The organism is Pedobacter immunditicola (assembly GCF_037482985.1).
Classification (GTDB): domain Bacteria; phylum Bacteroidota; class Bacteroidia; order Sphingobacteriales; family Sphingobacteriaceae; genus Pedobacter; species Pedobacter immunditicola.
The window spans coordinates 87,054-101,873 of record NZ_JBBHKC010000006.1; the positions used below are offsets into that span (position 1 = coordinate 87,054).

Genomic DNA, 14,820 nt, shown 5'->3' on the forward strand with positions numbered 1-14,820 from the left:
TTAAACAATTGTCTTTCGTTATATAGATAGTTCTTATTTTAGCTTTATTAGGACTGGGCTTAATCATTACATTCTCCTTAAATCCTCATTACAATGATGGCAGTGGAGTATTGGATGCTGATTTACCAAGTAAATATGGAAGTCTGGTGGGTGGGCTAATTGGTCCCTTATTTTCCCTGGCTGGATTTTTCTTGTTATATGAAACCATCATTGCACAAAAAAGAAGCTTTGAATCACAGCAATTAGAGACAAAATTCATTGAATTAATACGTTATCACCGAGAAAATGTTTCTTCAATGGAACACAGAGTTCCAGGGGAAACGGACACGTACGTTAGAGGGGCGGCGGGGTTTATTGAAATACACAGACAATTTAACAAAATCTATGCGATCCTAAAGCCACTTGTTGCGAATGAATCATCAATAGCGGAAGGTGACAAAGAAAAAGTAAGTATTGTGCTTATTCGCTAATATTTAATGGCGTCAGCCTGCAATCACAAATGACTGTTAAAGAAATTCTTAAGAATTACGGTGAGAAATTTGTGCAATCAATTATTAACAGCGTTTATTCTAAAAAGGCGAAGTATAACGGAAAACTCGTTTATTTCGCAGGGCATCAAGTTCGATTAGGACATTATTATAGACATCTATTTCAGACGGTTAAATTTATCGATAAAAGTTCTTTTTTGACACCTAAACAAAAATATGAATATGTAAAAACACTTTGAGCTCAATTAACCCAATATGAGCTGTCCATCTTTTTTATTTATTCTTCATCAATTGGTAAAGAATGGGAAAACAGTTATAAAACCAATTATAAATTTATTAAAATTCTTCCCACGAATTTTATTGCTGAAATTAATCCTAAAAACTACTATGACAAGTTTAAATATGAATGGGAAAAGAGACTAGTAGTTGAAAGTTGAACTTACCGAGCCAAGGCTGATTTATAGTAAATAAAATGAAATAGCATGACGATTTATGAGTTGCTTATTGATGATGGCATATATAATACTAACCGTTCAGCCTTTTACTTACAACTTGATTTCTCCAATAAACCGTAACAAATACGTAACGGAGCAAAATTTTGCAGTTTCAAAAAAAGCGATTAAATTGCCTCTGTAAGTCAGAAGTGAAGATTTTTGTCCCATATAGGACGGCCAGCCTAGAAGACTCACAAACTATGGTTGCGGTTTTCAACATTGGCAGCGGAAAGAGACGCAAGTTCGTTAAAATGATTTCAAGAGGGGAGGGATTTTAACAAACCTTAAAGGTGAAATCGTTAATTATTTGTAAACTGTAGTTGAAATTGATTCTTCAAACAATTGCCCAGTTTAGGCAGCCTCCCTCAAAGTTTCTCTAAATTCTTCTTCGTAATCTATCAAGATTTGTACTTGGCCTAGGAGGAGGAGATCTGGCTAGTATTATTCAAGCAAAGAAAGGAGTACCCAAAAGTATTGTATAGGCGAATCGCCTATGTGGTTACAAATTATATTATGGGATAAAGAAAAAGAAATGAAATTCATAATGCTGGTTTATCTCAGATACAGCAGTGTGGCCTCTTCCAGTTCATGCCTTCCCGGACACCGGGGTGTATAACATGCCTTTTTAACTATTAGGGGTCTGCCCATATGTTGTTGCTAAATATTGCAATTGGATTGCATGTAAAAGTATCGTAGGTTTGTCAACGTTATTATCTTTGCAATATGAAAATCTTTACACTTATCTTATCAATGTACGTAATGCTGCTTACCAGCGTGGCGTGTGCTGATGAATATAGATTTTCACAGAATGAAAATTTGGCAATAACCTCCTATGATATACATGTGGAATTTTGTGGAGATCAATGCTCTCCATTTTGTTCATGTGCTTGTTGTGTGGGTTTCACAAACTCTGCTCGCATAGTTGTTCAGCCGGTTACCAAACATGTTGTCAAAACTCCTTTCTTTTATTTGGATAAACACTTCCAGGCATCTAAACATTCTTTCCTCCAACCGCCTAGGGCTTAAGTAAACACATTACGTGCTTGCCATTGCAAGCCATCTTCTTGTTTACTTTATTCAAAATTTATGTTAGATAAAATTATTCTTTATTCTATTCGGAATAAGATAGTTATCGGCGTGGGTGTATTGCTTCTAGTTATTGTGGGGATATATTCAGCCGTTAAACTGCCTATTGATGCTGTTCCGGATATTACAAATAACCAGGTGCAGGTAATTACGCAAGCGCCTAATCTTGGGGCTCAGGAGGTTGAGCAGATTATTACAACTCCAATTGAACAATCATTAAGTAATATTGCCAATGTGGTGGAACAACGCTCTATTTCACGATCTGGAATATCTGTAATTACCGTTGTCTTTACAGATGGTACAGACATCTACTGGGCAAGGCAGCAAGTTTCGGAGCGCCTTAAGGAAGTAGAGTCGCAAATTCCTGAAGGGATGGGAGAAACTGCTTTAGGGCCGATAAGTACTGGTCTTGGAGAAATTTATCATTACGTTGTTCATACCAAGCCGGGGTATGAAGACAAATTTACTGCTACCGATTTACGAACTATACAGGACTGGATCATTCGCAGACAACTTACAAGTACTAAAGGTCTTGCCGAGGTAAGTGCCTGGGGCGGCTATGTAAAACAGTACGAAGTTGCTGTTGACAATGATAAACTGAACGCTTTTAAATTGTCCGTTACGGATATTTTTAATGCGCTGAAAAAAAACAACGCAAACACTGGTGGTTCTTATATAGAGCAACAGAACAGCGCGTATTTTATCAGGGGATTAGGGCAGGTAAAAACCCTTACCGATATAGAGAAAATTGTCATTACAAATACCAATGGTATTCCTGTACTAATCCGTGATGTTGCTAAAGTTCAATTTGGGAGTGCTACCCGTTATGGAGCGGTGACAAGAAACGGCGAGGGAGAAGTGGTAGCGGGAATCACTTTAATGCTTAAAGGTGAAAACTTCAACGAAGTGATCAATAATGTTAAAGAGCGAATGACGCAAATTCAGAAGTCATTGCCTGAAGGAGTAGTGATTGAACCTTTTATTGATCGTACTGAACTTGTTGGCCGCGCGATGGGAACGGTAAAGACTAACTTGATTGAGGGCGGGTTAATTGTCGTATTTATTCTGGTTTTACTTTTGGGAAATCTACGCGCTGGGCTTGTTGTCGCGTCAGTAATTCCTTTAAGCATGTTATTTGCGCTAGCCATGATGCGCCTGTTTGGCGTATCAGGAAATCTAATGAGCCTCGGGGCGATTGATTTCGGGTTAATTGTAGATGGTGCTGTAATTATTGTGGAGAGTATTGTTCATCGTATCACCACAGGTAATTCTCATATTAAGGGAATAAAGAAGCTCAACCAGAATCAAATGGACGAGGAAGTGTATACTGCTTCTTCAAAAATCAGGACCAGTGCCGCCTTTGGAGAAATTATTATCCTGATCGTCTATCTCCCCTTATTTACATTGGTGGGTATTGAAGGTAAAACTTTTATACCTATGGCACAGACCGTAGCGTTCGCTATACTTGGCGCTTTTATACTTTCCCTTACCTATGTGCCTATGGCCAGTGCTTTATTCTTAAGTAAGAAAACCCAGCATAAAAGCAATTTCTCAGACAGGATTATGGATTTCTTCCACCGGATTTATCAGCCCGTACTGGAGGCGACATTAAAAATGAAGCGCACTGTCGTCTTGATCTCCATAGGGATCTTAGCGGTTAGCATTTGGATTTTTAGCACTATGGGTGGAGAGTTTATCCCAACCCTGGAAGAAGGTGATTTAGCTGTTGAAATTAGCATGATACAGGGTACCTCTTTAAGTGAAGCCATTGAAACCTTTAGTAAGGCAGAAAAAATTTTAAAAGAAAAGTTTCCGGAGATAAAACAGGCTGTCACACGAATTGGTAGTGCAGAAATCCCCACAGATCCGATGCCCATGGAACGGGGAGATATGATGCTTTCGATGAAACCTGTAGAGGAATGGACAAGTGGAAAAAACCGGGCAGAAATTTCTGAAAAAATCGAGGATGCGTTAGCCATTATTCCAGGGATTAATGTCGAAGTAACCCAACCCATGCAAATGCGCTTTAATGAGTTAATGACTGGAATAAGGCAGGACGTGGCTATTAAAGTTTTTGGTGATGATATTGAAGTCCTTTCTGAAAAAGCTGGTGAAATTGCCGGATTAATAAAAGGAGTTGATGGGGTAAGTGAGCCTATAGTCGAAAAAGTTAACGGCTTACCACAAATTCTTGTTACTTATAACAGGGATATGATTGCCCAATACGGCCTTTCAATTGAAGATATCAATTTGGTACTACAAACTGCGTTTGCAGGCAATGTAGCGGGCGTTGTTTTTGAAGGAGATCAACGCTTTGAATTAGTTGTAAGGCTTCAGCGAGATCTCCGTCAGGATATAAAGAACATTGAGAATTTGTTCATTTCTATCCCTTCAGGTAATCAGGTTCCGCTAAGCCAGGTTGCAAAAATAGAGATCAAGGATGCTCCTGCGCAGATCTCTCATGAAGATGGCCGAAGGAGAATTTATGTTGGATTCAATGTAAGGGGAAGGGATGTCGAAAGCGTTGTTGAAGAAATAGAGCAAAGAATTCAAAGTCAATTGAAGTTGCCATCGGGATATTACACTACTTATGGAGGCCAATTTGAGAATTTAAATCAGGCGAAGGACAGACTTGCCATTGCTGTACCGGCGGCACTTCTACTTATTTTAGCCCTGCTGTATTTCACTTTTCGCTCCCTAAAGGAAACATTAATCGTATTTACGGCTATTCCCTTATCTGCTATTGGCGGCATACTTGCCTTAAACCTTAGGGGAATGCCATTTAGTATCTCGGCAGGCGTTGGCTTTATCGCCTTATTTGGTGTTGCCGTATTAAACGGAATCGTTTTAATCGGTTACTTTAATCAGTTAAAAGCTGAAGGGATAAGTGATATTTACGAAAGAGTTAGAAAAGGTACTTATGTTAGGCTCCGGCCAGTTATCATGACAGCAGCGGTTGCCTCCCTGGGTTTTCTGCCCATGGCGATTTCGAATTCAGCAGGAGCAGAGGTTCAAAAGCCCCTAGCAACTGTAGTTATTGGCGGATTGATTACTGCAACCCTGCTTACTTTGGTGATACTTCCAGCCTTATATGTATTGGTGTTTGAAAAAAAAGAAAGGAAATTAAATATGAATATCAAGCCAGGCAAATTATCAATCTTTCTATTGGTTTGTTTCTTTAGTCTTGCAGCAACTAGCTTATTTGGTCAAACGCCAAAAACGTTACAGCAAACCATTGAAATGGGACTTGCAAATAATCCTGGTTTAAAAGGAGGAAATCTGGCTATCGATCAGGCGCAGGCATTACAAAAAACGGCCTTTGATGCTGATAAAACTCAATTTAACTTAGCTCAGGACCCAACAGCAGGTGGAAGTAACGAAAATAGTTTAGGAGTGACTCAAACTTTTGCTTTTCCTTCCGTATATTCCGCTAATTCACATGTGCTTTCAGGGCAACGAAAACTCGCAGAGCGAACTTACGGTGTTTCCAAAATTACCTTGATAAGAGATATCAGCCTTGCCTATTATGAACTTGCTTATAGTCAGAAAAAGATTCTTTTATTAAAATCTTTAGATAGCATTTATAGCAATTTTGACCAACAGGCCGAACTGAGATATAAGGCAGGAGAAACATCTTATTTGGAAAAGCTTGCTGCGCAGACCCGACAAAAAGAAATCAGGATGCAGCAGCGGCAGGCAAATTCAGCACTTTTAATTAATCAAGCCGAAATACAAAAGCTTACCGGTACGAGCGAAAAAATAGTCGCCATTGAAGAATTAAAAGCAATAGTGCAGCCGTCGTCACTAATAGACTCTTTAACGGCTAATCCATTCTTATTGCAGCAACAGCAACAAATTGATTTAACAAATGATCGTATTTTGCTTGAACGAAGAAAGCTTCTGCCGGACATTACGATTGGTTATTCGCATCAATTTTTAATCAAAGGGTTCAATCCTGCAAATATTAACCGGGATTATTTTCCGGGTACACGGATCGCAGGCCTACAATTAGGTATAGGAATTCCATTAATTGGTGGGGCGCAAAAGGCCCGGATAAAAGCTGCGAATATTGAAAAACAAATTGAAGAGGCTAACCTTGTCAATCTTCAAAACACGCTACATAGCGATTACATCAAACAAGCTAATGAAATATTAAGGCAATATGAAGCGCTGCAATTTTACGAATCCTCAGCTTTAAATGAGGCTTCTGAAATGCTCCGTATCTCACAATTTGCCTATGAAAAAGGTGAAATCGGATATGTAGAGCATTTGCAAAATATAACGCAGGCCATAAACATTCGTATGGGTCATTTAGAAACTTTACGCCAGTATAACCATGCAATTGTTCAACAAAACTATTTAAAAGGAAACTTATAATGAATTTAGGAATCAACAGATATAAAAGTCGCATCCACTTACTTTTTTTACTCCCATTAGTGGTTTTCGCTTCATGCACTAATAGTAGCGCCCCTAACGAGGCCGAAGAAGAACATGAGGAAGGCGCACCGGAATTGGCCCTTTCAAAAGCCCAGATGGATGCAGTGGGCATTACGTTAGGAAAGATTGAATTAAAAAATTTGAAGGATGTGGTCAAAGCGAATGGGCAGTTGGAAGTTCCACCTCAAAACAAGGCCCAGGTACATCCGCTAATAGGTGGAGTAATTAGTAAAATCTTTGTTTTAGAGGGCAATTATGTTCGTAAGGGACAAACCCTAGTTACTTTGGAAAATCCGGATGTTGTACAGGTGCAGCAGGATTACCTTGCATCAAAAAGCAACCTTTCTTTTGCAACAAAGGAATACGAAAGACAAAAGGAATTAATGGCTGCCAAAGCAGGGACTGGTAAAGTATATCAACAGGCAGAAGCTAATTACTTCACCGAGCAATCCAGATTTAAAGCTTTGCAAAGTCAGCTTAAGCAAATCGGTATCAGCGTTGAATCATTAGACAAGGGTTCCCTGGTTACTAAAATAGCTGTACGGGCTCCAATTAACGGTGTAGTGGGACATATTCAAACCACCACAGGCAGTTATGCGGACACATCAAGCCCGCTGATGACCATCACTGACAATAGCCAGATTCACTGTGACTTGCTTGTTTATGAAAAAGACCTTTTTAAAGTAAAGAAGGGGCAAAAGGTTGATTTTATTTTAACGAACCAAAATAATCAACAAATTTCAGGCACTATATATGGCATCAATAAAACTTTTGAGAATGAAAGTAAAGCTGTTATCACTCACGCAAAAATCGACAACAGTTCGAATAAAAATCTAATTCCTGGCATGTATGTCTCTGCGCTTATTAATGTAGGGAACCAAACAACTAATGCTGTTCCAGTAGGAGCAGTTATAAATGGCGAAGGTAAAAGCTATATTTTTATAATTGATCATACGCCAGAAAAAGAGCAGCATCACAAAGAGGCTGAAAGTGAAAGGGAAGCTGGCGAACATTATCGTTTTAAAAAGATTGAAGTAGTAACAGGGGTATCTGACTTGGGCTATATAGAAATTAAACCATTAACGGAAATACCCAAGGATGCCGTAATTATCACAAAAGGAGCCTTTTATATCCAATCAATGGCCGCCGGAGGTGGAGGAGATCATCACTAATTAGGAATTGTTTTATATATCTATCAAATAAACATGGACACAGATATAGAAAAAAGGCTAAAAGCCAAAGGAATACAACCCACTGCTATGCGTATGCTGATTTTGGATTATTTTCTAAAGCAGCCATCTGCAATTACCTTGGCAGATGTAGAAACGGGCTTAGCCCCTTCAGACAGGATAACCATATACAGAACACTGAAGACTTTTGAAGAGAAAGGGATAATCCATTCCATTGAAGACGGAACCGGAGCAACCAAGTATGCCCTTTGTAAAGAAGATTGTAACATTGAAGGTCACCACGACCTTCATGTGCATTTCTACTGTCATTATTGCAAGGAAACCATATGCCTGCCTAGAACCCTGATTCCAGAAGTTAAGCTTCCTGATGGATTTTTATCGGAGGAACTGAATCTACTGGTAAAAGGAAAATGCCCAAAATGCTCACAATAAACTTTGCAATATTATTGCATGGATTATACTGCTAACTTTATAAAAAGAGAAAAGGGATGCAAGAAAATAAAAACATACAGCTGCAGGAGCTTAAAGAGATTGAGCCTGGCCAGCAAGAGGACTTGCAAGTTGATGTGCAAGTGCCGGCAAATAGCGAAAAAGAAGAAAATACTATTGTTGCGCATTGGGATTTGCTACTTGCCTTACTGCTTCTGGTCATAGAATTAGTTATGGAGTTTGGCTTCAATTACAAGCTTAACAATACTACAAGTTTTATCGTTAATTCGATTGCTTATATTCTTGCTGGAAGAGGTGTGTTGAACCTCGCCTATAGGAAGACAATACGGGGAGATATCTTCAATGAGTTTGTGTTAATGAGTGTGGCTACACTCGGCGCTTTTTATATTGGTGAATATAGTGAAGGTGTAGCGGTAATGGTTTTTTATCAAATTGGTGAATGGTTCCAGGATGCCGCTGTAAACCGTGCCAAACGGAACATTAAGGCCTTGCTAGATATCAGACCGGATACTGTGACTGTGTTAAGAAATGGTATAACACAGACGGTAAATCCATCAAGTGTTAATTTGGGTGAAACTATACAAATCAAACCCGGAGAAAAGGTTGCTCTTGATGGAGTTTTAAGGTCTAATTCTGCGTCTTTTAATACATCTGCTTTAACCGGAGAAAGTAAACCAGATACAAAGTATAAAGATGAGCCAATATTAGCAGGGATGGTTAATCTAAATACGGTTGCTGAGGTTCAGGTAAGTGCGCTGTTTAAGGACAGTAAGCTCAGTAAGATCTTAGAAATGGTACAGGATGCCACTGCACGTAAATCAAAAACACAGCTTTTTATTTCAAGATTTGCAAAGGTTTATACCCCTATTGTGTTTTTCCTGGCGTTAGCTTTAGTTCTCCTTCCATACTTTTTTGTAAATGATTATATTTTCAATGAGTGGCTTTACAGAGGTTTGGTATTCCTAGTCATAAGTTGTCCATGCGCCTTAGTGGTATCCATTCCTTTAGGGTATTTTGGAGGAATTGGCCTTGCTTCCAGAAATGGTATCCTTTTCAAAGGTGGGAACTTTCTTGATGTAATGACCAAAGTCAATACCGTTGTTATGGACAAAACGGGCACGCTAACTAAAGGCGTGTTTAAAGTCCAAAAGGTAGTAACCAATGAAATTGACGAAAAGGAGTTGATAAGAATCACCGCTGCGCTGGAAAAAAACTCCACTCATCCTGTTGGTAAGGCGGTCGTCGATTACGCCGGAGAACTTCTGGGTAAGACAACCGCTAGTGAAGTTGAAGAGATCCCCGGTCATGGCTTGAAGGGTATTGTTGAGGGAAAGAAAGTTCTTGCAGGTAATCTTAAGTTACTAAAGAAGTTTAATATAGCTTATCCTAAAGAGATTGAAAATATTGCGTACACCATTATTGTAGTAGCTATTAATAATGCCTATGTAGGGTATATTACCATCGCTGATGAGATTAAATCTGATGCAGCGAGGGCAATAAAAGAAATGCACAGCCTTAACATCAAGATTGTAATGTTGTCGGGCGATAAACAAGCTGTGGTGGACGAAGTGGCCAAAGAATTAGGTATTGATGCAGCTTATGGCGACTTACTTCCTGACGGTAAAGTTGATAAAGTACAGGCTTTAAAGGATCAGGGATTACATATCGCTTTCGTGGGTGATGGGGTGAATGATGCTCCGGTAATTGCTTTGGCTGATGTTGGGATAGCTATGGGTGGACTTGGTAGTGATGCTACTATCGAAACGGCAGATGTTGTCATTCAAAATGACCAGCCATCTAAAATTGTTTCTGCCATTAAAGTAGGGAGGATTACAAGGACTATCGTATGGCAAAATATAACAATGGCTATGGTGGTTAAGATTGCAGTATTGGCATTAGGTGCGGGTGGCATGGCTAACCTCTGGGAAGCTGTGATTGCAGATGTCGGAGTTGCTTTACTGGCCATCTTAAATGCGGTACGTATACAACGTATTAATTTGAATAAATAATTTTCAAAATACTTTGGGTATGACCACTCGGCAGACAACCACAATGAGCTGTAAATTCAAAAGTTTAGAACTACTGCAAAGAAAAGGCAACCGCAATGCCTTGAAGGCGAATAAAGCCTTAATCTTACTTCTACAAAAGTAATAGGCTGTACAAGAGCATGCTAAAGCGAAAATACAATAGAGGATCAGAAATTATATGGGAATTATTAAATCGGGATCGATATTTATTCTTGCAGGACTATGTGAGATAGGTGGGGGCTATTTAGTTTGGCTGTGGCTCAAAGAAGGCAAACCCCTTTGGTATGGATTAATAGGTGGAATTATTTTGGCTCTTTATGGTGTTGTGGCTACTTGGCAAACCGCTAATTTTGGGCGGGTATATGCTACTTATGGCGGTGTATTCATTGTTCTGGCATTATTATGGGCATGGAAAGTGGATGGGTTCAAACCTGATAAATATGATATTATTGGAGCTTCTATAGCGTTAATAGGCGCTTGTATTATTATTTATATGCCTCGAAATACCTAAGAAAGTCATGACTTTTTTACTCCAGGTTTAATTAGCAAGTACCTGCAACAGCGTATTTTATACGACGGCAATCATTTAATGCCGAATTTTATTGGGTATACTAATTTTTACTATTACAAAGACGCTATAAGTGAACAAATTTTCAGATAATATTTTAATTCTTGATTAACTATCGTAATATTGCAATATATGGGGCTTACAAAAACCGAAATGTTTACAGCTGAACAGAATCAGCTCGCACAATTGTTAAAAGCGATGGCTCATCCTGCGCGTATTGCTATTCTGCAAAGAATTCTTATTTCTAACACTTGTATCTGTGGTGATCTTGTGGAAGAATTGGGACTTGCCCAGGCTACCATATCGCAGCATCTTAAAGAATTAAAAAACGCCGGAATCATACAGGGTACTATTGAGGGAGTAAGCGTTTGCTACTGCATCAATCCTGTAACCTGGAAGTTGCTGGAAACAGAAATAGGTGCATTCCTTGGGTCGTATAAAGCAGGGGCGATCTGCTGTTAGCATTTTTTGCTTAGATCAATCGTTTAATTGCAATGTAACAAAACTTAAAATAATAAAAATCATGAGACTATCAGAAATAAAAAGCCATTTGGCACAAGCAGAAAGTGTAAACTTTCAATTAGAAGACGGCACACTGGTTCCTGAACATTTCCATGTGACCGAAGTTGGCATTATAACAAAAGACTTTATTGACTGCGGCGGCACTGTTCGCCATGAAAAAGTAGCTAATTTTCAACTTTGGGATGCTAATGATTACGAACATCGTTTAAAAGCAGGAAAGTTGCTAAACATCATATCACTTTCAGAACAAGTATTGGGAATGGAAGATTTAGAGATTGAAGTGGAGTATCAGGCGGAAACCATTGGTAAATATGATCTGGGTTATGATGGGGCAAATTTTCTTTTAATATCTAAAAAGACTGCTTGTCTTGCCATGGACAAATGTGGTGTGCCTGCTGAAAAACCAAAAATACAGTTGGTAAATTTAGCCACTTCTGCTTGTACTCCGGGTGGCGGTTGTTGTTAATTTTGCTTTGATGCAGATCGTTGAAATGTTGCCCAGTTATTGGGATGATGTCAAGTTAATCTATCAGCAAGGAATAGCCACAAAACAGGCGACCTTTCAAACTGAGGCGCCAAGTTGGGAAGAATGGGACAAAAGCCATATACCCGCTTTTCGATATATTGCGATCATAAATGATACCATTGCTGGCTGGGCAGCCCTGACACCTGTTTCCAGCAGATGTGTTTATGCGGGTGTCGCTGAAGTCAGCGTATATATTCATGAAGATTACAGGGGTAAAGGAGTTGGGAAATCCTTGCTTCAAAAGTTAATAACGGAAACAGAAAAAGCAAATATTTGGACACTTCAAGCAGGCATATTCCCTGAAAATCTGTCAAGCATAACCTTGCATGAAAAATTAGGATTTCGACAAGTTGGATACAGGGAAAAAATCGGAAAAATGGACGGGGTTTGGAGAGATACCATTTTGTTAGAAAGACGAAGTAAAATAGCTGGACAAGATTATTATAAGTCATAATTCACCGGTATACTAATTTCATCATCTTATGAAAACGATACTCATGCTAACGGATTTCTCGGAGACTGCAAACCACGCAGTTTCTTACCTGTCTTCCATTGTAGGACAATTGGGAACAGAACAAATCATTTTGTACCACTCTGTTCATGTCGGGCATCCGGATATGATCATGGTCACTGATGTTTTAGTGCCAGTTCCAAGCGAGCGTTATAAGCTTTATAAAGTGGCAAGAGTGGAGCTCGAGAGTATCAAAACCAGGTTAGACCTTTCAATTGCAAAGAATTTGTCTGTGGAAATCATAACAGACGATCGGCCTGTGACAAAGGCTGTTGAGGAAATCGTTAGTCTTCAACATGTTGATTTGGTTGTGCTTGGATTACGCGGGACACATGATGAGGGCAAAAATAGTGTAGGCAGAATTCCTGCACATTTAATGACCAGGCACGATTTTCCTTTACTTATTATTCCGTCATTAGCTCCTCTTGGTCAGGTGAATAGCATCATGCTAGCTTGTGAATTGAAAGATATTTCAGATAGGTTGCCAGCTGTTCAGTTGACAGCCATCGTTAAGGCGTTCCATGCGTCCTTTTACGTTGTTCACGTAGATCGACAAGAAATTACTGATTCGAATGGGCTGCTGAAAGAACAAAGCGATTTACATCGTCTTTTAGCTGAACTTCAGCCGGAATTTCATGACGTCCAAAATAAAGATGTGGTTTCAGGGCTGTTGGAATTTGCTGATCAGTATCAAATTGATTTAATGGTTGCCATCCCTAAACATAGAGGCCTTTTGGAAAGGCTTTTCCATGAAAGTGCCACTAAAAAACTAGCTATAAAAGCTACCAAGCCATTATTACTACTTCATAAAAATAACTAGAAATGTCAGCAACAAATTGCGCACCCGTCATTGAAAGAAAAAAGTTAAGCTTTCTAGACCGTTACCTCACCCTTTGGATCTTCCTGGCTATGGCTATCGGAGTATCCATCGGTTTTTTTATTCCCTCTTCTTCAGGTTTCATCAACTCGTTTTCCAGTGGAACGACGAATATTCCATTGGCAATAGGGTTAATTTTGATGATGTACCCGCCACTTGCTAAAGTTAAGTATGAGCACATGGGTAAAGTATTTAAAGATACTAAGGTATTAGGTGTATCATTAGTATTGAACTGGGTAATTGGCCCGCTACTGATGTTTTTCCTTGCCATTACCTTTTTACGGGACTATCCTGAATATATGGTTGGGTTGATCCTGATCGGCTTGGCCAGATGTATTGCGATGGTTGTGGTCTGGAATGAACTTGCCGAAGGAAATCGTGAATATGCCGCAGGATTAATTGCGCTTAATAGTATTTTTCAAGTGTTGTTATACAGTGTGTTTGCCTATGTTTTTATTACTGTTCTTCCACCGTATTTCGGTCTTCAAGGTTTAGCTGTTAATATCACTATTGCTGAAATTGCTAAAAGTGTCGGTATCTATTTAGGGATTCCCTTTGCCATGGGTGTGATCAGCAGGTATGCTTTAATTGCACTTAAAGGAGAAGAATGGTTTCAAAACAAATTTATACCACTGATCTCGCCAATTACTTTAATAGCATTGCTCTTTACCATAGTCGTAATGTTTTCTCTGAAAGGAGAACTGATCGTTCAAATACCTATGGACGTGGTAAGGATAGCCGTTCCGCTTGTAATCTATTTCTCTATCATGTTTGTAGTTAGTTTTTTTGCAGGGCGTTATTTTGGAGCTGATTACTCCAAGAGCACTTCGATCGCCTTTACTGCTACGGGAAACAACTTTGAATTGGCTATAGCTGTTGCCATTGGTGTATTTGGCATCAACTCCGGGCAGGCCTTCGCGGGGGTGATCGGACCTCTGGTTGAAGTTCCGGCATTGATTGCTCTGGTAAACCTTGCTTTCTGGTTCAAAAAAAAATATTATAAAACAGCACCAGCTGTTTAATCGTTATGGAAATCGCTTTTATCACAGCAACGGCCTTATTAGTAGTATTCGTTATACTGGCACTGTTTGATGGATTATATCTGCACCTCATTCGGTACAAACTTCATGTGCACAAGGAAAGCAGGAATGAACATATTTCTCATACCATTCGGGCAATCCTGTTTCCTATTATTCTTTATGTATTATATCTGGGGAGTTCTGATACAGCATTCTATTTAGGAATGGGGGTTGTAGTAATAGATATTTTGGTTTTAGGTGCAGATGCTTACATGGAAAAAGACAGTCGCGCTTTTATGGGTGGGCTGCCAAGATGGGAATATATACTGCATCTTATAGTCAATGGCTTTCATTTTGCATCAATAGCAGTGTTTATTGTAATCAAAGTACATCTGAATGAAAAAGGAGTTCAACTGGTTCATGAATTTCAAGATGTTAAACAATACCACTTGTTTATAACGATTGTTCAACAATTAATTCCCGGCGGAATCTTGATGGGCTTACTACATTTTGCCCTATTATCTCCCAAGCCCGCACTGTACTATTATCGTATCTCCAGGAAACTGAAATGCTGTTGATTTAAACCTAGGAAACACCAATATAAAAAGACTAAAAAACAAACAAT

General features: G+C 39.1%; 14 protein-coding genes. All 14 read left to right on the forward strand.

From position 1 onward, the window contains the following. Positions 1 to 110 precede the first annotated feature (110 nt). The 14 genes from WG905_RS11825 to WG905_RS11880 all read left to right on the forward strand — a co-directional run bounded on the left by WG905_RS11825 (position 111) and on the right by WG905_RS11880 (position 14,773). Positions 111 to 470 carry a hypothetical protein gene (locus WG905_RS11825; protein ID WP_339591930.1) on the forward strand — a complete coding sequence of 120 codons (360 nt, stop codon included), beginning with the start codon at positions 111 to 113 and terminating at the stop codon, positions 468 to 470. Between the two features lie 29 nt (positions 471 to 499). Further along, on the forward strand, positions 500 to 727 hold the full coding sequence (locus WG905_RS19530; RefSeq protein WP_431844515.1) for a putative phage abortive infection protein: 228 nt from the start codon (positions 500 to 502) through the stop codon (positions 725 to 727). A gap of 978 nt (positions 728 to 1,705) precedes the next feature. After that, positions 1,706 to 2,008 carry a DUF6660 family protein gene (locus tag WG905_RS19535; RefSeq protein ID WP_431844516.1) on the forward strand — a complete coding sequence of 101 codons (303 nt, stop codon included), beginning with the start codon at positions 1,706 to 1,708 and terminating at the stop codon, positions 2,006 to 2,008. Between the two features lie 60 nt (positions 2,009 to 2,068). Next, complete coding sequence (locus WG905_RS11830; RefSeq protein WP_339591931.1) at positions 2,069 to 6,445, forward strand: CusA/CzcA family heavy metal efflux RND transporter; 4,377 nt, start codon at positions 2,069 to 2,071, stop codon at positions 6,443 to 6,445. After that, on the forward strand, positions 6,445 to 7,677 hold the full coding sequence (locus tag WG905_RS11835) for an efflux RND transporter periplasmic adaptor subunit (RefSeq protein WP_339591932.1): 1,233 nt from the start codon (positions 6,445 to 6,447) through the stop codon (positions 7,675 to 7,677). Before WG905_RS11830 ends, WG905_RS11835 begins: the two co-directional genes overlap by 1 nt. A 33-nt stretch (positions 7,678 to 7,710) precedes the next feature. Next, positions 7,711 to 8,127, forward strand: a complete 417-nt coding sequence (locus WG905_RS11840; RefSeq protein ID WP_339591933.1) for a Fur family transcriptional regulator — start codon at positions 7,711 to 7,713, stop codon at positions 8,125 to 8,127. A gap of 56 nt (positions 8,128 to 8,183) precedes the next feature. Continuing rightward, positions 8,184 to 10,154 carry a heavy metal translocating P-type ATPase gene (locus tag WG905_RS11845; protein WP_339591934.1) on the forward strand — a complete coding sequence of 657 codons (1,971 nt, stop codon included), beginning with the start codon at positions 8,184 to 8,186 and terminating at the stop codon, positions 10,152 to 10,154. A gap of 196 nt (positions 10,155 to 10,350) precedes the next feature. Further along, positions 10,351 to 10,683, forward strand: coding sequence for a YnfA family protein (locus WG905_RS11850; protein ID WP_339591935.1), 333 nt, complete (start codon positions 10,351 to 10,353; stop codon positions 10,681 to 10,683). Between the two features lie 189 nt (positions 10,684 to 10,872). Then, complete coding sequence (locus tag WG905_RS11855; protein WP_339591936.1) at positions 10,873 to 11,202, forward strand: ArsR/SmtB family transcription factor; 330 nt, start codon at positions 10,873 to 10,875, stop codon at positions 11,200 to 11,202. A 61-nt stretch (positions 11,203 to 11,263) separates the two neighbouring features. Continuing rightward, the gene (locus WG905_RS11860; RefSeq protein ID WP_339591937.1) at positions 11,264 to 11,728 is read left to right on the forward strand and encodes a DUF6428 family protein; all 465 of its coding nucleotides are present in this window, start codon (positions 11,264 to 11,266) and stop codon (positions 11,726 to 11,728) included. Between the two features lie 10 nt (positions 11,729 to 11,738). Beyond that, on the forward strand, positions 11,739 to 12,242 hold the full coding sequence (locus tag WG905_RS11865; RefSeq protein WP_339591938.1) for a GNAT family N-acetyltransferase: 504 nt from the start codon (positions 11,739 to 11,741) through the stop codon (positions 12,240 to 12,242). Between the two features lie 28 nt (positions 12,243 to 12,270). After that, the gene (locus tag WG905_RS11870; protein ID WP_339591939.1) at positions 12,271 to 13,119 is read left to right on the forward strand and encodes a universal stress protein; all 849 of its coding nucleotides are present in this window, start codon (positions 12,271 to 12,273) and stop codon (positions 13,117 to 13,119) included. Positions 13,120 to 13,121: 2 nt separating this feature from the next. Further along, positions 13,122 to 14,198, forward strand: a complete 1,077-nt coding sequence (arsB, locus tag WG905_RS11875; RefSeq protein ID WP_339591940.1) for an ACR3 family arsenite efflux transporter — start codon at positions 13,122 to 13,124, stop codon at positions 14,196 to 14,198. 5 nt (positions 14,199 to 14,203) lie between these two features. Next, positions 14,204 to 14,773 (forward strand): hypothetical protein, encoded by a 570-nt coding sequence (locus WG905_RS11880; RefSeq protein WP_339591941.1) that lies wholly within the window; start codon positions 14,204 to 14,206, stop codon positions 14,771 to 14,773. Positions 14,774 to 14,820: the final 47 nt, after the last annotated feature.